This is a genomic window from Photorhabdus machadonis (assembly GCF_052657765.1).
The window spans coordinates 1,639,205-1,657,731 of record NZ_CP199761.1; the positions used below are offsets into that span (position 1 = coordinate 1,639,205).

At 45.6% G+C, this 18,527-nt stretch carries 10 protein-coding genes and 1 pseudogene; 8 read left to right on the plus strand and 3 right to left on the minus strand.

Going from position 1 to position 18,527, the window contains the following annotated elements; all coding sequences use genetic code 11:
* Positions 1–784: 784 nt before the first annotated feature.
* The 3 genes from rtxA (at position 785) to ACUN2T_RS08145 (ending at position 12,798) form a co-directional block, all read left to right on the plus strand.
* Positions 785–11,272 (plus strand): MARTX multifunctional-autoprocessing repeats-in-toxin holotoxin RtxA, encoded by a 10,488-nt coding sequence (gene rtxA / locus ACUN2T_RS08135; protein WP_445497033.1) that lies wholly within the window; start codon positions 785–787, stop codon positions 11,270–11,272.
* A 264-nt stretch (positions 11,273–11,536) separates the two neighbouring features.
* A complete protein-coding gene (locus tag ACUN2T_RS08140; RefSeq protein ID WP_445497034.1) occupies positions 11,537–12,475 on the plus strand; it encodes an Rpn family recombination-promoting nuclease/putative transposase in 939 nt (312 codons plus the stop codon).
* Between the two features lie 98 nt (positions 12,476–12,573).
* Positions 12,574–12,798 carry a hypothetical protein gene (locus ACUN2T_RS08145; RefSeq protein WP_445497035.1) on the plus strand — a complete coding sequence of 75 codons (225 nt, stop codon included), beginning with the start codon at positions 12,574–12,576 and terminating at the stop codon, positions 12,796–12,798.
* A gap of 168 nt (positions 12,799–12,966) precedes the next feature.
* Here the strand turns inward: ACUN2T_RS08145 and ACUN2T_RS08150 are convergent, their stop codons facing one another.
* Positions 12,967–13,704 carry a cyclase family protein gene (locus tag ACUN2T_RS08150; protein ID WP_445497036.1) on the minus strand — a complete coding sequence of 246 codons (738 nt, stop codon included), beginning with the start codon at positions 13,702–13,704 and terminating at the stop codon, positions 12,967–12,969.
* Positions 13,705–13,786: 82 nt separating this feature from the next.
* Positions 13,787–14,167, minus strand: a complete 381-nt coding sequence (locus tag ACUN2T_RS08155) for a hypothetical protein (protein WP_445497037.1) — start codon at positions 14,165–14,167, stop codon at positions 13,787–13,789.
* 95 nt (positions 14,168–14,262) lie between these two features.
* Here ACUN2T_RS08155 and ACUN2T_RS08160 point away from each other — a divergent pair, with 95 nt between their 5' ends.
* From ACUN2T_RS08160 to ACUN2T_RS08170, 3 genes and pseudogenes are all read left to right on the plus strand, one after another.
* Positions 14,263–15,486 carry an ABC transporter transmembrane domain-containing protein gene (locus ACUN2T_RS08160; protein WP_445497038.1) on the plus strand — a complete coding sequence of 408 codons (1,224 nt, stop codon included), beginning with the start codon at positions 14,263–14,265 and terminating at the stop codon, positions 15,484–15,486.
* A 123-nt stretch (positions 15,487–15,609) separates the two neighbouring features.
* Positions 15,610–16,572: an HlyD family type I secretion periplasmic adaptor subunit gene (locus ACUN2T_RS08165; protein WP_445497039.1), complete on the plus strand. Its 963-nt coding sequence runs from the start codon at positions 15,610–15,612 to the stop codon at positions 16,570–16,572.
* A gap of 39 nt (positions 16,573–16,611) precedes the next feature.
* Positions 16,612–16,821: pseudogene (locus ACUN2T_RS08170) on the plus strand (transposase); the annotation flags it as partial.
* Positions 16,822–16,890: 69 nt separating this feature from the next.
* On the opposite strand, the gene ACUN2T_RS08175 reads toward ACUN2T_RS08170, so the two are convergent.
* Positions 16,891–17,076, minus strand: a complete 186-nt coding sequence (locus ACUN2T_RS08175; protein WP_445497040.1) for a DUF7706 family protein — start codon at positions 17,074–17,076, stop codon at positions 16,891–16,893.
* A gap of 842 nt (positions 17,077–17,918) precedes the next feature.
* Between ACUN2T_RS08175 and ACUN2T_RS08180 the strand changes: the two genes are divergently transcribed.
* Both ACUN2T_RS08180 and ACUN2T_RS08185 read left to right on the plus strand, forming a co-directional pair.
* The gene (locus ACUN2T_RS08180; RefSeq protein WP_445497041.1) at positions 17,919–18,122 is read left to right on the plus strand and encodes a hypothetical protein; all 204 of its coding nucleotides are present in this window, start codon (positions 17,919–17,921) and stop codon (positions 18,120–18,122) included.
* Positions 18,064–18,303 (plus strand): hypothetical protein, encoded by a 240-nt coding sequence (locus tag ACUN2T_RS08185; protein ID WP_445497042.1) that lies wholly within the window; start codon positions 18,064–18,066, stop codon positions 18,301–18,303. Before ACUN2T_RS08180 ends, ACUN2T_RS08185 begins: the two co-directional genes overlap by 59 nt.
* Positions 18,304–18,527: the final 224 nt, after the last annotated feature.

An 18,527-nucleotide genomic window follows, 5' to 3' on the forward strand; every position in this document is an offset into this window, starting at 1 on the left:
CTGGTTAGTAATTTTGTATTTATTCGTCGTATTTGTTTAGATAAGACTGCTAGATGTGTTCTGTTATTTTTTTACTATAGATTTTTTATTTAAAATAAGTAAGTTAAATTTCTCTGTATTCTTGATATTACAATGTAAATAGTTTGTCATTATTAATTTTATTTATGAGGAATTATTTTATAATTTCAACAAAAACAATAATTTATATCTTATTTTCGTTATGATTTAATGTTGTTTTTATTGTCTTATTTACATTTTTAGCATCAATGTGGGGATATGGGGCAATATATGGTGGGTAAACAGACTTTCTTGTGTATAAATATTGATTTTGAGTTTTGGCTCTATATTATTTTATTCTGCTTATTCATTTGATCGTATTTATAGAGATATCAGCTCATGGTGTCTTTGGGCTTAATGTTTTTATTTTCGTATATATTTTGTAATCTTTGTGAATAAATTTCTTTTTGGGATCGAAATATGTTTAAAAAATTCGAATAAGTCATCACTGATGTCAATTATAACCAAAGTATTTTTTCTCTCTATTTCATTGATTAAAAAAGAATAGTCTGGGAAATGGAGTAATGGGCGTAATAGCTGAAAACAGCAGTCAGTCTCAATCAGAGTAAATTATATAAAAGAGATCTGATTGATTGTTGTCATTTTTTGCCGTGGAAAGGCCAGAGGATTTGTATCGTCCACGGGCAATGAGATTCTCAAAACAACTGTTGTATCTGCCGGATGCAGTGGTTTTCTATTTAACCTCAACTAAATTAAAGGATTGTTTATGGGGAAATCATCAAATCGCAGTACAGAATATTTCTTTACCGGGAAATATCACGATGATGATGAGGGTAATAATATTGTTGCTATTGGAGTGGGGGGAACTATTTATGCTAAAGGAGGAGATGATCATATTACCCTCGGTTCACTTGGGGCGACAATCTATGCCGACTCTGGCAACAAGGTAGTCGATGGTGGTGTCGGATATTTAAAAATCGTGGATATTGACGGTAATCTGGCGGTACATGGCGCGGCAGGTTACGCAGGTATTGATAAAAGTGGTGATGGTAGTATTTCATTTACGGGTGCAGCAGGTGGCGTTTCTATGGATCACCGGGGTGGTCACGGTGACCTGAATTTCTCCGGTGTGGCTGCTTATAACGGTCTGACCCGTAAAGGGCAATCCGGTAATATGGTTTTTAAAGGTGTCGGCGGTTATAACGAATTATGGCACGAAACTAACCAGGGTAATTTAAGCTTTGTCGGAGCTGGTGCCGGCAATAAAATTGACCGGACCTGGTATGATCACTATGAGAAAAGTCACGGTGATGTGGAGTTTGATGGTGGAGGGGCGGCAAATAGCATTAGTTCGCGGGTTGAAAGCGGTGATATTCATTTCAGTGGTGCAGGTGCTGATAACTACATTATACGTAAAGGTCTGGAAGGCAATATTATCTTGCATGGTGCAGGAGCATCAAACCGCATTGAACGCCTGCGCCACAGTAGAGATAAATATGAACAGACTCACGGTAATATCGAATTCGCCGGTGCGGGTGGTTATAACCAAATTTATTCTGATATCGCACATGGTAATATCAATTTTACCGGTGTCGGTGCTTACAATGAAATATCGAGAATAGGCGAATATAACGGTTCCCGTGATGGTGCGCTGGAATATGCTAAAGCGGAAGAGATCGTATTAACTTCGGCGATAATGGGAGGAAGCCAGATTCAGTATTCCCAGTCAGTCATTGGCATTAAATCAACTACTGAATCTGATACTTATCTCTTTGCGTTTGTCGATGCAATGTTCACTAAGGTCAGCAAAGTTCAGCTCCGAAACGATCCTGAAACCGGTAAACTCAGTTATTACGCGACCTCTTGGTATAAACAGGGCCATCACCTTGAAAATCTGGCGGCGGAAGATATTTCTGCAAATAATGGATTTATCGATATAGGCGTCAATGATGGCTACCGTCTCTTCAATTTAATCTTTGAACATCATCAACCCGTTATGATTCAGCATATCGTTGAGGAAGATTTGCAGGAAAATCATTGGGTGACTTATGCGGGGGGAACTACCGCCAAAGCAGAAGATATCACACTGATTGATGCCAAAATACATGGGCGGGCAATCCATTCTGATGGTTCGATGTTGGATGTTTCAGCGGTGAAATCGAACTGTCAACCGAACACTTATGTTTATGCCAAATATGTTGAGTCATACACCAAAGTGGTGAAGGTTGAGTTGAAAAATGATCCTAACACTGGTGCACTGCAATATTTTGCCAGTGCGTGGTACAAAACGGGCGATCATACTGATGATCTGGCTAATGAAAATTTTTCACTCTCAAGCGGTTATAGCCCGATGGAGCCTGGGGGATATTCACTCACTAAGCTGCAATATAAAGTTAATGCGGTGCGCCGTGTCTCTGAGCATTTAGAACATACAGAAGAATATAGTCACCAGGAATTGGTGAAATCATCCACAGACATTGGTGGCAGCACCGGTGATATTAATTTCAGCGGTGTGGGTGGCGGAAACGTTATTAAATCCAGTGTGATACATGGCAATGTTTATTTTGCGGGCGAGGGCTTGGCAAACGTCATTGTTCACCAAAGCCTGCATGGAGACATGGATGTTTACGCTGGCGGTGCGGCAAATGTGCTAGTTCGAATCGGTGATGGACGGTATCTGGCTCATCTTTTGGCGATTGGCAATATCTCGATCCATCAAGGTCATGGCGACAGCCGGGTTGTCATGTTGGGAGGTTACAACACCCATACCCAAATAGGTAATGGTAGCGCGAATTGGCTAGGGGCAGGCGGTTTTAACGTCATGACTCAGAAAGGTAAAGGGGAAGTCTCCTCGGTATTGGTGGGGGGGGCCAATGTACTGACCAAGCTCGCTGCCGGCCATTTGGTTTCCGGTATGCTCGGCGGTGCCAACATTATCACGCATATCACTGGTGATAATGAAATATCAGATACCACAGCCATTGCGTTGGGCGGTGCCAATATTCTGACTAAAAAAGGCAGAGGTGATGCCGTTGCGGTGATGGGCGGTGGTGCGAACGTTCTTACTCACATTGGTAACGGTAGTACGACAGGTGTGATGTTAGGTGGCGCTAATATCCTGACTAAAGTAGGCGATGGTGCTACTACCGGCATTATGTTCGGTATTGGTAATGTGTTTACCCACATTGGTGGCTATCAGACACTGGGTGTGATGGGGGCCGCCGGCAATATTTTCACTAAAATTGGGGATGGAACCGCGATTGCAGCCATGATTGGCGCAGGCAATATTTTTACGCATGTTGGCAAAGGTGATGCCTGGGCGTTGATGGGTGGCTTGGGTAATGTCTTTACCAACGTGGGGGATGGCAATGCGCTGGCCTTGATGGTAGCCGCTGGCAATGTGTTTACTCATATTGGTGATGGAATGAGCGTTGCCCTGATGTTGGCAAAAGCTAATATCGCAACCAAAGTGGGTAACGGCATGACTCTGGCCGCGATGATTGGTGATGTCAATGTTATGACGCATATAGGTAATGGCCCAACCTTTGCGGCGCTGATCGGGCAAGGCAACATCCTGACGAGAGTTGGTCATGGGCTGACTCTCGGCTTGATGGTTGGTGAAGCCAATATTTACACACATGATGGGGAAGGAACCAGTATTGGCTTGTTTGCCGGTGAGTTGAATGTGATGACTAGGGTGGGTGATGGCACCACATTGGCGGCAATGTTTGGTAAAGCGAACATCATGACCCATTACGGTGATGGTTTAACCGGCGTGCTGGCATTGGGTGAGGCCAATATTGTTACCAAAGTGGGTGATGATTTTATGGGGGTGGTGGCTGCGGCAGAAGCGAATGTCGTCACTCATAAGGGCGATTCGACAACGGCTGGCATACTTCTTGGCAAAGGCAATATTCTGACGAAAGTGGGTGATGGCACGACTGTTGGTTTATTGATCTCCGATGTGGGGAACATGATGACCCATGTTGGTAATGGCACAACGGTTGGTTTCGCCAAAGGCCACGCGAATATTGTCACTAAAATGGGTAGAGGGACGGGTATAAACGCTGTTTGGGGTGAAGCCAATATCCTGACTCAAGTAGGAGATGGCGAGCGTTACAACTTCGCTAAAGGTGAAGCGAATATTATGACTAAAATCGGTGATAAACGGGAAGTCACGGTGGTTCAGGGGAAGAGTAATATTATCACCCATGTTGGTAACGGTGATGATTACACGGGGGCTTGGGGCAACGCGAATGTCATTACCAAGATCGGCGATGGGAGTAATGTGGTGCTTGCCAAAGGTGATGGTACCGTGGTGACCCAGGTGGGTGAGGGCGACAGCTTTAATGCTTTGTGGAGTAAAGGCAATATCGTCACCAAAGTGGGTGATGGTATGCAGGTGACGGCGGCAAAAGGCAAAGCCAATATCACAAACATCGTGGGTAATGGTTTAAGTGTGACGGCGACTCATGGTGATCTTAACGTGAATACCAAAGTCGGTGATGGTGTTTCAGTTAACGCCGTGTGGGGCGAATATAACGTTAATACCAACGTTGGCAATGGTCTTAATGTTGCGGTCATGAAAGGTAAAAGCAATGCCAATATCCATATTGGTGATGGTCTGGGTATTAATGCCTCTTATGCCCGCAATAACGTGGCGATTAAGGTGGGTAATGGCGATTTCTACAGCTTTGCTGCTGCGGAAAGCAATACGCCCAGCAACAATCTCTCTTTACTGTTTAAAAGTATTAAACTGACCGTGTTAAATGTAGAGGCAAGTCATGCGATCAATTTTCTGGTCCACGGTAATGAGGCCAGCACATCTGGGACGAATAAAGGCAGGGGCGCGATTAACTTAGTGGAAGTTTCTGCCATTGATGGCTTCCAACTGGATGAAATTGATGAAGTTCGTTCAGATCTGGCTAGCGAATTGAGGGGCACGATAACTCAGGCCGAGACGCCTGATACCAAGGATATTCAGAATGCCTTGCATGTCGGAGATAATGTTGATTTAGCTCAGAAGGGGGTATCACCACAGGCTAACGCGGTTACCAAACATGCGAAACAAGATACAGCGGCGCAAAATGCGTTAAGCGATAAAGAAAAAGTTGAAGTTGATCATCAGAGACTTGAACAAGAAAGAGACAAGCAGCGTAAAGCGATTTCGAAATCGCAGTTCCAACTGGAATCAACAGATCAAAACGCGCTGAACACCAATGGGCAAGTACAACGTGATGCAGTCAATGAAGAGTCTAGGGCCATTACAAAGGAGCTGTTCACCCTGACTCAAGGCCTGAACTTGCTTAATGGCTATGCGGATTATGATGGCAAATCAGGTGATGAGTGGCGTAATCAGTTTGCTGTTGGCTATCTGGATCGCACCCAAGGTAAATTAAATGAAGCCAGGTTCATTGCCCAGAAAAAATTAGCTGATGCACAGCGGCACTTAACTGATAACCGGCAAGAAGTCAAAAAAGCTATCGGGCAATCAAAGGCGGGTTTGGTAAAAAGCCACCAGAATATTGAGAACGCAGATGACGATATTGTAAAAGCGCGGGCAAACGCGAAATTCAGACAGAAAGAAGCCGGGTTACAGCATCAGCGGGCAAGAGCAGCAGAGGATGACGCCTATGCCGCGCATGAAAAAGCAGAAAAACGTGGTGAAAGTGATAGTACAGCGGCAGTAGATAAGGCTATTCAGGCGCGGGTTGATGCGAAAGGCGTAAAGCAGACTGATAACGCTAAACCAGAGCGTATCGGGGCGACTGGCAGTGGCTTGTCTGGGGAAGCTTATAGATTAATCGGTGTAGTGGAGCCGAAGCGCCGGATCAATCCTGAGTTAAACACTGAAACCGGTGGTAGGATCAACGAAGGACTGACAGAAGAGGATCTGGCCGCATTGAATAATGCACAACAAGCGATCAATCGGCTACAGATCAACACGGGTAAACGCTCAACAAATACTGGTGCTTCGATCGTTTCAATGTTTACTGAAACATCATCCGATAGCATTGTGGAACCAACCTTAAATGGGTCAAGGGAACTCATCAGAAAAGCCCCGGTGATTTCGGGAATCAATCTGCAAGGATTGGGGAAAACTTCTGTGGAAGTTAAGCGTAAATCCCGGTCTTATGTGCTGAAAGTGTTTGAGCCTTTCTTATTGAATGAGGGAAACAAACGGTTTATTGATTCTACCAAGAGAAATTTTGGTCAGATTAGTGTCGATCGGCCCAGTAAGGCGCTGGTGGCAGTGCGTGATGCTTTCAATAAAACGGTTGAACAGCCTGATGAAGCACATGTGTTGCAGCTGGAAACTGCTTTGGCGCACTGGCAACAGCATGATCTCAAAGAGTTCGCCCAGCGCAGTAAGCTGGTGAAAAGCCTGCGTTTTGAGATGGGGGAATGGGTTGCTTACCTTCAGGCCAAGAGAGCTGAATCCGCAGGGATCTTGGGGGTTACCCTGGCACCTGAGCAGGTTGAGCAGTTTAAACAGCAAGTCTCGTTTGATGGGATTGGCCGCGTGGTGGGTTTGAAAGGGGATATCGCGCAAAGCGAAGTTGACCGTCTCACTGATTTGCAAATCCGGCCATTGACTCAGATTAACTCTGTCGCAGAGCGGGAAGCGCCAAAAACCGAAGGTGAAAGTATCATCATTTTCGCCAGCCGATTGGAACAGGCTGCTATCCCAGAAGGTATGCCTCTGGTTGAACGGGCCAGAAATCTTTGGCTTACCGGACAAGTGACACAACAGGAAACCATCAAATTCTTTGAGGATGCGTTCACCCAGTTGCAGGCACACCCCGACCTGCACTCTCTGGCTCAACAGTTATTGGCGGATGCTCATAAGGAAAAGGCGACCGGACAATATATTGACAACCTGTTTGGTCGCCATTTTGATTCTGAACTGGCCTATGAATTGGTGAAAACGGTGCCGTCGGAGGCCAGGAACACGGCTGAACAGACAGGCCAGTTTTTGGTGCAGCAGTTTGAACAGTGGATAAGTGGTTATTATCCGGATGAGGTTGTGCGTGACCAGCACATTGCCGCTAAGATGCGGCTTTTTGCCAAGGCTATCAATCAGGATTTTCGCCCTTGGTTTAGCCGGGTACCTGAATTAACCACATTCCTGGACGAGCCGACTTTTACCAACTTCAAGATCATGATGACGAAGGTCGATGACGGCTATGCTGTGATTAAAGTGCCGTTTCTGGCGGTAAAAATGGCAATCACCCAAGGGATGGGGATGGATCGTGCGGCCTGGAAGATTGAAGGGGATCGTTTCTATGGAGATGTCATCACCAAAGCCCGTTCGACCAGTTCCCAACTGACTATCGGGGCTGATGTCACGTACAAAGTTGAAATAACGGAAAAACAGACCAACGATTATGGTACCGCGTTGCCCTACCAGCCTGCGAATGACAAGCATGATGATTTCCTGTACGGCAGAAAGGTCGCTGCCGGGCGTATTCTGGCCCCTGGGGGGGAAACTGAGTTTGAACGTAATGCGTTAGCCCAAGGACACTCGGTCGTGACCGGTGCGTCTGGTTCGACCAATATCATGGTTCACCTCAATAACTATATTGCTAGTAAACAGACTGACTTCCCGGCCGGGCAGAGTTATCTCAATACCCTGGCATTTCTGGTATTTGATGGTGGTCATTCCATCAACGAAAGTTTGGCTGTTTACAAGGCGTTACAGGCAACAGGTGATGAACGTGAGCGGGTATTGAACCGCTACACCGCCAATTATCGGGATTTGTTGGATATTGCTGGAGAGAAAGGTAAGGCATGGGTAAGCCAGGCATTGGATAATGCGTTTAAAGAAACGCAAGAATTTTATGAAAAACATACCCAGGCGAAACCGCAAAACCGTCCTGTGGTGGCCGAGTTAGATCCGTTATCCGGCAAAAATAAGGGGTCAGAGCCTGCGATTACCGACGATACCCGTTATCAGGATAAACCACTTGATACTTGGCAAACGGAGGAGGTGACGCGACAAACTGATGGCCGTGAAACGCGCTTTGATGGTCAGATCATTATTCAGATGGAAGATGATCCGGTAGCCGCTAAAGCCGCGGCTAATCTGGCCGGTAAACACCCGGATTTCAGCGTGGTGGTTCAACTTGATTCCACTGGCAAATATCGTGTTGTTTATGGTGATCTGTCTAAATTATCTGAAAAATTACAATTACGCTGGCAGATTGTTGGTCATGGCCGTGATACCTCGGATAAAAATAACATTCATCTGAGTGGCTACAGTGCCGATGAACTGGCGACGAGACTGAATCAGTTTCATCAAAACGCTAAACTGGGCGAAAAAGTAATCAGAAAGCCTGAGCATATCAGCATTGTGGCTTGTTCTTTGATCAGTGATGACAAACAGGATGGTTTTGCCCGTCGCTTTATTACAGCGTTGGACAAGCAAGGTATTCGCAGTGATGTTTCAGCTCGCCGTAGCGAAGTGGCGGTTGATGCAACGGGCCGTAAATTCACCCGTGACCAAAATAACCAATGGGTTAACAACCTGCCTGATAACAAAATCGTATTCAGATGGAATGAACAAGGTGAACTGGCGACCCGCACGGAAAGGGTGATTCGAGGTGTTGGCGAAAGTGATATCAACCTCTCCAGGGTTGGTCATACCCAGGCTGATGCGGTGACTAAAGGGGCAATTGCGGATAATTCGAATGTTTTCGTTAAGCCAGAGAAGCGTAAAAATATTAACACAAACGATCAATCGAATAATCAGCTCAGTTACTCCGGCAACATTCAGGTGAATATCGGTGAGGGTGAATTTACCGCGCTCAACTGGGGGACGTCGAATGTGGGCATCAAAGTGGGGGCCGGTGGCTTTAAGTCGCTGGCTTTCGGTGACAATAATGTGATGGTTCACGTTGGTGATGGTGACAGCAAACACAGTTTTGATATCGGTGGTTACCAAGCGCTTGAAGGGGCGCAGATGTTTATCGGTAATCGTAATGTGAGTTTCAACCAAGGGCGCAGTAATGACCTGATTGTGATGATGGATAAATCGATTCCAACGCCGCCACTGGTTAACCCGTTTGATGGTCCTGCGCGTATTGCCGGTGTACTGCAAGGTATTGCCGGTTCCGGTGAAGAACAGGATTGGTTAGCGGCGCAAGATCAGCAGTGGACAATCGCCGGTGCGAGGAAATATGTTCAAGATATGTCTGGCTTAGATCAAACCAGCAGCGTGGAATACAACACGTTGGTTGAGCTGGATTCGCAACATGAACGTAGCAGCCGGGGCTTGAAGTATGACGCCGAATTAACACTGAACAAGAAATTTAATCAGTGGTTAGGTGAAAATGGCAATAGCGCTGATATGGGCAAAATGAGCCGTGTGGATAAATTCCGTCAGGCCAATCAGACGCTGGCTTTTAACTTTGCTGTAGGTGGTCAGGGGGCAGATATCCAGGTGACAACCGGTAACTGGAACTTTATGTTCGGTGACCATATTCAGTCGATTCTGGATACTAACCTGGGTTCGTTGTTTGGCCTGATGACCCAGCAATACTCGGCAACGGGTATGGCGAAAACCACCTTTACCTATAATCCGCAAGATTTGCCGCGTCAGCTTAAGAATAAGCTGGTTGGCCGGTTGGCGAGTATCAGAGCAGAGACCACCTTAGGGGATATCTTTGGGGTGAATTACACCGCGAAGGGTCAAATTGTTTCCTGTACTGGCGAGCCTGTTGATGGCGAGGCTATTTTGCAAGAGATGCTGGAGGTCATTGGGGAATTTAGCGGCGATCAACTGCAAACGTTCACTCATCCAGAGAGGTTGCTTGATAATTTGGAAGCGGGCATCAATATGGGCGAAGAGGGAGTCAGGTCATTTGCGGAAAGTCATGGTCTGAAAGAAAAAGCGCCTGATGAAAATCAGGAACAAGGATCTTCGGTTAGCATCAACGGAGCGAATGTTCTGGTCAATGATAAACCAGAACGGGCGTTTGGCTTTAATTCGCTGAATTTACCTAATGTGTTTGCAACGATGTTCAGCGAAGATAAGCAAACAGAAATGAAATTATTACTCACTGATTTGAAAAAAAATCTGACAGCTGATTTGCTTAATATGGAGCAGAAAACGTTTGATTTCCTGCGTAACAGCGGTCATCTGCGCGATGATGGTGATATTCATGTATCGTTGGGGAATTATAATTTCAACTGGGGTGGTGACGGTAAAGATCTCGGTGCTTATCTGGGCGATAACAACAATTTTTGGGGTGGCCGTGGTGATGATGTTTATTACTCGCTGGGAACTTCCAATATTTTTGCCGGTGGTGAAGGTGATGATCTGGGCGTCCTGATGGGGCGTGAAAACTGGATGTTTGGCGGTAATGGTGATGATACTGCGGTGGTGGCCGGACGTATTAACCATGTTTTTATGGGGGAAGGGAATGACCAGACGTTTGTCTTTGGTGAAGGTGGCTTTATTGATGCCGGCAAAGGACAGGATTACGTTGTGACCTCTGGCAACGATAACCGGGTGGATGCCGGGGAAGGGCAGGATTACACGGTGACCATCGGCAATAACAACCGGGTTGATCTGGGTAAAGGCAATGACTTTGCCAGGGTGTTTGGTAATGACAATCGGATCGACGGTTACTTGGGCAATGATACGATTAAACTGATGGGCTACCATGCGGTAATCAACGGTGGAGAAGGTGATGATCACCTGATAGCGGCGGCTATGTCGAAGTTCAGTCAGTTTGATGGCGGTGAAGGTCAGGATCTGCTGGTATTAGGCGGTTATCAAAATAGCTTCCAGGGTGGCGCGGGTGCAGACAGCTTTGTGGTCAGCACAGAGGTGATTGATAACCGGGTTAGCGATATTAGCGCAGAAGATATGATCCTGTTTAACGGTGTTGATTGGCAAAACCTGTGGTTCCAGCGCAGCGGATACGATTTGGTGTTGTCGGTGAATCGTCCTGCTCAGGATAAAACCGCGCAGGGTATATTTGAATCGGTGGGGTCAGTCACCTTTCATGATTACTTTAATGGTCATCGCGCAAAATTAGTGGCTCAAATGGGTCATAAAGATGCATCAGGAGAGCGTGAATTTACTGCATTATCAGATAATGCGATTGATTCTCTGATTCAGGCTATGAGCAGTTTTGCCCCGACAGCGGGGGATAATGGTTTCATTGAGAGTCTGGATAGTAAGGCGAAAGTCGCTATGGCAATAGCGTGGACAGATACCACCTTCGGCAAGGGGAAGTTTGCCTGATTAACTCTTTATAATAAAAAGAAAAAATAAGAAAGTTGTAATAAGAATACAAAGTGGCTCACAGAACAGATGGGCCATTTTTGGTATCAACTGACAGGGAATAGAAAAGGATATAGAGTTAACCTGAACTTCACTTAAGACGGAAATTAAAGTACCTGAGATGCGATCAACGTTTTTGTCAAAGAAAAGTCAAGACATCGCAGTCCGCTCGGTTTTTTGCTTAATATTTCTTCAATATAAAAGAAAGTATGCTACCATTCGCCAATGAAGAGAAAAAAAACACCAACGCCCCATGACGCTGTTTTTAAACAGTTTTTAAGTCATATTGCTACTGCCAGAGACTTCCTGGAGATACATTTGCCTGCTAAATTACGGGCCGTTTGTGATCTGGATACATTGCGGTTGGAATCAGGGTCGTTTATTGAAGACAATCTGCGTGCGCATTATTCCGACATTTTGTATTCATTGAAAACGGCGCGGGGTGACGGTTATGTGTATTGCGTGATCGAGCACCAAAGTTCCCCGGACAAAATGATGGCATTCCGGCTGATGCGTTACGGTATTTCCGCAATGCAACGGCATCTGGCGCAGGGACATGAAAAATTGCCGCTGGTCATTCCGGTGTTGTTCTATCACGGGAAAATACAGCCGTATCCCTGGAGTACTAATTGGCTCGACTGCTTTGATGATCCGGCCCTGGCGAAGGAGATCTATTCCGGTCCTTTCCCGCTGGTGGATGTGACGGTCATTCCTGATGATGAGATCCTGACGCACAAACGGGTCGCGCTACTGGAAATGGTGCAAAAGCATATCCGGCAGCGCGATATGGCGGAGTTACTGCAAGAACTGGTTATGCTGCTGACGTATGATTACTATACAGATGAACAGTTAAAAAGCGTGCTAAACTACTTATTACAGGCGGGAGATACCGCCGATCCAGAGGGTTTTATCCGGCGACTGGCAGAACAGTCCCCAAGGTATGAGGAGGTACTGATGACAATAGCACAAAGATTGGAACATAAAGCCCGTCAGGAAGGGCGTCAGGAAGGGCGTCAGGAAGGACGTCAGGAAGGATTGCAGGAAGGCGAAAAACGGGGGGTTCTGAAAGTCGCGTGGGCGATGATGGACATGGGTATCGACCGTGAAACGATAATGAAAACGACTGGGTTGAGCCAGAACGAGCTTGAGCAAATACGCCACTAACCCGTGCTGAGAGTTCTTAATCAGCATTCAACGATCCGTGTTAAAAGAGGATCTTATGGCGACTGGCAGAACAGTCCCCGAGGTATGAGGAGGCACTGATGACAATAGCGCAGAAACTGGAGCAGAAAGGGTATCGGAAAGGGTTTCTTGAAGGGTACCAGAAAGGACTTGTTGAAGGGTGCAGAGAGGCAACTTTAAAAATCGCTCATTCATTGCTGAACAGCGGAATCGACCGTGAAACGGTGATGAAAATCACCGGACTGAACCCGTGTGAGCTCGAACAAATGCCCGGCAAACTTACTGTTGATACGTTATCGGCATAGAAATGCTTGAATTAATGCACGAAACGTAAGAAGCAGCATATTTACATGCCAAGCGATAAGACCGAGTCTGAATCTACGTGCTTCTGAAATCTCTGTTCTTAAGCAGAGCTGAGGTTAGTTATACCGCCGTATTTCCCTTTTTCTGGAGATACGGCACTGGGGAAACAGTCACGGAAGTATGGCAAACGAACGAACGGGAAAACCAGATGCTTTTTTAGGTTTGGCCACAATGTTGAAAATGACTGCACCTCGTACAGGTACCTGGTCCAAATTAGCTAAAAGTTCTATCTGATAAGTATCTTGCTTTAATACATAATCTTCGCCCAACAATGCATTATTCTTTCTAAAATCTTTGGCGGCGTCGGTATCAAATGTTTCATGCCCAATGGCTTTAACATGACGCTCCTCAAATAAAAATTTGAGGGCATCCATTCCCCACCCGGGTATTTGGTTATTGCCACGATCATCTTTATTATCCATGGTTTCCTGAGATGACCAGCGTTGACTCCAGTCAGTTCTGAGCGCAACGAAAGTATCTGCCTCGATAACTCCATATTCTTCTTCAAATTTAAGAATATCTTCTTTAGAAAGTGAAAAATTAGGATCCTGTTTTGCTCTTTCTGACTGATTAAGTACGATTAAAGGTAAAACCAATTCTTTTAATTCCAACTCATCAAGATAACGGGCATTAGGAACAAAATGGCAGGGAGCATCAATGTGAGTCCCATATTGGCCGGGAAAAGAAAATTGTTGAGCAAAAAAGCCATCTTTATAATCAAACAGTGTCTTAAACTCGGCTGGTTCAAACATAAAAAAATGGGGAGAATCTTTATCGAAACTATGCGTTAAATCGACCCATTTTTTCGATTTCAGTAAAGTGAGTGCTTGCAAGATGTTATTTGACATAAAAACCTCATTTTTGATAATTGTTGATGTTTTTTTACCGCTATGGTTTTTTCTATAATAAAAACAAAGTCATGGTTTTTCATCAATTTAAAGAGTTAACTATTTCTTCAAATGTTATATTTGAGTCTATTGCCTGATAAAAACCATTTTCGACATGTATTGGCGTAATTATATTGGTATTTTTCAATATTGGTTTATTATTAAAGAAAACAGATAGTCTTTTTCCTACGTTTTGCTTTATAAGAAGATTAAATGGTTTGCTGCAATAATCGCTATTTCTTACTTTAATGAACATGGAATAGTAATCACTCCCTTTTTTCGGGGTAATTTCCTCTATACATGATGGAGTCAAATGAAAAGTTTCGCCATTTGTTTTATAGTCAATAGAAAAAGGATGTTTTTTGGGGGCACAACCTGAAATGTTTATGACTAACATTAGTAATACGAGCGTTAATATTCTCATCTCTCCTCCTGTTATAGTCAATCCATAGACATTCTGGAAAAATAACATGGTGCAATAACTTACATCATTCTTCCGTACCCGTGTAATAATTGTCAATGAAAATCTTTATTTTGGCCAAGCTGGATCAGGAACAAGCTTTGATTCAGGATCCGCGTTCGGCGCGCCCTGAAGTTATCAGTTTCGAGGGGCTTGAGCAGCGTTGGACTGGGCAACTGGTGCTTGTGCGTTCCAGTAACAGTGTGTCCGGCGAATCCTCGCGTTTTGACTTCACTTGGTTTATCCCGGCCATCGTCAAATACCGCAAGTTGTTGGGTGAAGTTTTGCTGGGGTCTTTTGCCTTGCAGCTGTTTGCTCTGGTGACGCCGTTGTTCTTTCAACTGGTCATGGACAAAGTACTGGTGCACCATGGCCTTACCACACTGGATGTTGTCGCAGCAGGGTTGCTGGGCATCATGCTGTTCGAGTCGGCCTTGAGTGGTCTTCGTAGTTACGTGTTTTCCCATACGACCAGCCGTATTGATGTGGAGTTGGGGTCGGGTCTGTTTCGGCATTTAATCAATTTACCGCTGGCTTACTTCCAGGCCAGGCGCGTCGGTGATTCTGTGGCTCGTGTACGTGAACTGGAAAACATTCGCAGCTTCCTCACCGGCAACGCCATTACACTGATGCTCGACGTGCTTTTTTCTTTGGTATTCATCGTGGTAATGCTTTTTTACAGTGGCTGGCTGACTCTCATTGTACTGTTGTCTTTGCCACTCTATGCTCTGGTATCGGCGTTGGTGACCCCTCTCTTGCGTAAGCGATTACAGGACAGCTTCACACGCAACGCCGAAAATCAGGCGTTTCTTGTTGAAATGGTAAATGGCATCGATACCCTGAAGTCAATGGCGGTTGAACCGCAAATCATCCGTAAATGGGATAACCAGATGGCGACTTATGTGGCCGCAGGTTTCAAAACTCAAACCTTGTCTACTCTCGCCAATGAAAGTGTCTCACTTATCGGTAAGCTTGTGACGGTCGCCACACTCTGGCTTGGTGCCTGCCTTGTGATAGAGGGGCAGCTGTCGGTGGGGGAACTGATCGCATTCAATATGCTGGCTGGTACCGACGGCTTTGGAGTTGCAGGAAACGCCAGTTCACCCAGCGCCGAGAATTTTCATTTGGAGCATCATGGGCTTCGCTGTATTGGCATTGCTTTGGGCTTGCATCGGCAAAATAGAGGTCGTGGCGGTTGCTCCGGGAAAGGTCGTTCCCAGTGGCAAAACCAAGCTGATTCAACCCAGCGAAACGGCGGTAGTCAGAGCGATCCATGTCAATGACGGTCAGGCGGTGAAAGTTGGCGAGTTGTTGATCGAACTTGACCCGACGGCGGCAAACGCCGATGTCGGTCGGATCCAGAGTGAGTTGCTGGCTGCTCGTATCGACAGTGCGCGGAGCAAGCCATGCTTGATGCGATCAATCAACAACATCCGCCAAAGTCGCTGGTCGGAACGATAGCCAACGCCAATCCAGAGCAGGTGCTCAGTGCCCAGAGCTGGCTTCAAGGGCAATATCAGGAATACCGTAGCAACTTGGCGTTGGTGGATGCCGAAATCCGCCAACGCAGCGCCGAAATCCAATCGGCTCATGCACAGGTGGCTAGCCTGCGAAAAACGCTGCCGATTACCACGCGATTGACTGAGGATTACCAACGGTTATTGACGAAACAGTATGTGTCGCAGCATGAATATCTGGAAAAAGAGCAAACCCGGTTGGATCTACAACGTCAGTTAAGTGTGCAGCAGGCCAGTGTCTTGCAGCACACTGCCGCCCAAGAGGAGGCGCGGCGTCGGCGTGAAGCTGTTATTGCGCAAAATCGCCGCGCTATGCTCGATCTGCAACAGGACGCTAACCAGAAAGAGGCGATCTTGAGCCAGGAACTGGCGAAAGCCCGTCACCAGAAAAACCTGACCAGCCTCAAAGCACCTGTGGCGGGTACAGTTCAACAACTCGCTGTCCATACCGTTGGTCGCGTGGTGACAGAGACTCAACCTCTGATGGTTATCGTCCCCGCAAACCAACCGATAGAAGTGGAAGCTATGCTGGAAAATAAGGATGTGGGGTTTGTACACACAGGTCAATCGGTCACCGTCAAGGTGGAAACCTTCAATTTCACCAAGTACGGCACTGTTGATGGTGAAGTGCTCAACGTGTCGAACGATGCCATTGAAGACGAAAAGCGTGGACTCATCTATAGCACCCGTATTCGTCTGAAGTCTGATCACTTGTTGGTCAATGGTCAGCGAGTCGTGCTGTCTCCGGGAATGTCGATTACGGCAGAAATAAAAACTGATCAGCGTCGGGTGATCGATTACTTCCTAAGCCCATTGCAGCAGTATATGGATGAAAGTCTGAGAGAGCGGTAAAAGAATAAGCGTTCGTAAGAGCTTTTCTGTAGACCATAACCGCCATACAGCCCGGATCTGAACCCGATAGAAAGGCTGTGGAAGGTGATGAATGAACAGGTCAGAAATAACCCTTATTTCGCCTCGACGGCCTTGTTCAGGCAGGCAATCCATCGCTTTTTTACGGAAATATTACCGGAACTTGCCGGGAACCTGTCGTGCCGTATTAATGACAATTTCCAGGTTCTGAATCCTGCATCTTCAAGTTAAGCGGGTATATATAATGCCAGTTAATTAAAGAACCGGAAGATTATCAAGATCTTCCGGCCTTCTTATGATCTACCGTGGCGCATACCCACGGTAAGCCAGAGCGGATTGAAGCTTAGAGATCGCATCTTTGATCTGATACGCTTCCTCGTCATTCACCGCGCAGGAGCGTATCTTCGCCCAGTTCAGCCGCTTAACCAGTTGGGCCAAGGCCAGCGCTTCAATGTGGGTTAAATGTACTTCCTTTTTTGTGTACAAGTATGAAGATGAAGAAAGTGGTTTATTTTATAAAAGGAGAGTTAATGGCATTTAATCGAAAATCATTAACCGCTAATCGCAAGTTGAAAAGAAAACACACGTAAAAAGATATTATCCAAAATAGATGGATAGTAAAGCGCTTTCTCGCCGATTATTTAACAGCGTCAGTAAAGATAAAATAAATATGATCTGCGTTCATTAAACATAATCCAATGATGATTAAACTTAACAAAAAACCAGTATTAAAAAGGGTAGAAACAACAGTTAAAACTTTATACCGATTAAAACAAAAAGTTAAAAAATGATTTTTAATAGTAGCTTAAACCCTGCCCATCATAAAACTCAGGGGGGATTCACTTTATGTTTAGTTCATTTATCCGCGATCCTATATTCCACTTATTTTACATTTTCCTGAACTACCTAATCATTTAAAAACGTGAATAACAAAGTATTAAAAATTTCATATCAAGGGTAGATTTAACTCAATAAATGCATCTTTTTAAAAGGCCAGTTAATGGCATTTAATAGAAAATCATTAACCATTAATCGCAAGTTGAAAAGGAAACACACGTAAAAAGATATTATCCAAAATAGATGGATAGTAAAGCGCTTTCTCACCGGTTATTTAACAGCATCAGTAAAGATAAAGTGAATATGATCCCCGTTAATTAAACGTAATCCGATAATGATTAAACTTAATAAAAAGCCGGTGGTAAAAGGGGTAAAAACAACGGTTAAAAATTTATACTGCTTAAAACCATCAGTTAAAAAAATAACTGTTAATAACCATTTAAATCCTGCCCGATGACCGCCATTGACATTACAGTTATGAACAGCAGCAATTGAGTGAAGTGATTGCCCCGAACGGTTGCGCCACGCAACTGGCCTCTGACGGACTAGGCCGACTCCTGAGCGTAACTGATGCCCTGAATCAGCAGACCCGCTATCACCACAGTGCCTTTCATGCCAGCCCGACGGGCAGTGTCAGTGAAATTCGCTCACCAGACGGCGGACGTCACTGGCGAGACCTACCGTTACACCCGTGACTTGGCCGGGCGGATTATCGGTGAAACTGATTTTACCGGGCGCACGATTCAATATCAGTACGATAACGCCGCATCACCGCCCGTTACCCGAATAATCAACTCTTACGCTGGTGCTATACCCCGGAAAACCGCATTACCCGGCAGGAAGTCTGGCAGGAAGAGGATGAGCAGTGTCAATTGATCGCGGTCACGGCATACGACTATAACGATACCGGCCTGCCCTGCGCTGGGACTATGGCCCGCTCGGTCAGGTCACCCGTTTTGGGTTGGAAGGTCACGAATCGCTGCATATTCAATATGATGGCCTGGGACAGGAAACCGTGCGCCGCTTTTTCAATGAAAGAAGGTTAATGAACAAAATAGCCAGAAAGATCCGCGTGATCTTCCGGCTTTTTTAATGATCTA

Excerpts from the sequence above, each read along its gene's own strand:
- ACUN2T_RS08165 (WP_445497039.1), top strand. The coding sequence starts at position 15,610 with ATGCTTGATGCGATCAATCAACAACATCCGCCAAAGTCGCTGGTCGGA.
- ACUN2T_RS08150 (WP_445497036.1), bottom strand. The coding sequence starts at position 13,704 with ATGTCAAATAACATCTTGCAAGCACTCACTTTACTGAAATCGAAAAAA.
- ACUN2T_RS08155 (WP_445497037.1), bottom strand. The coding sequence starts at position 14,167 with ATGAGAATATTAACGCTCGTATTACTAATGTTAGTCATAAACATTTCA.
- ACUN2T_RS08140 (WP_445497034.1), top strand. The coding sequence starts at position 11,537 with ATGAAGAGAAAAAAAACACCAACGCCCCATGACGCTGTTTTTAAACAG.
- ACUN2T_RS08160 (WP_445497038.1), top strand. The coding sequence starts at position 14,263 with ATGAAAATCTTTATTTTGGCCAAGCTGGATCAGGAACAAGCTTTGATT.
- ACUN2T_RS08145 (WP_445497035.1), top strand. The coding sequence starts at position 12,574 with ATGACAATAGCGCAGAAACTGGAGCAGAAAGGGTATCGGAAAGGGTTT.
- rtxA (WP_445497033.1), top strand. The coding sequence starts at position 785 with ATGGGGAAATCATCAAATCGCAGTACAGAATATTTCTTTACCGGGAAA.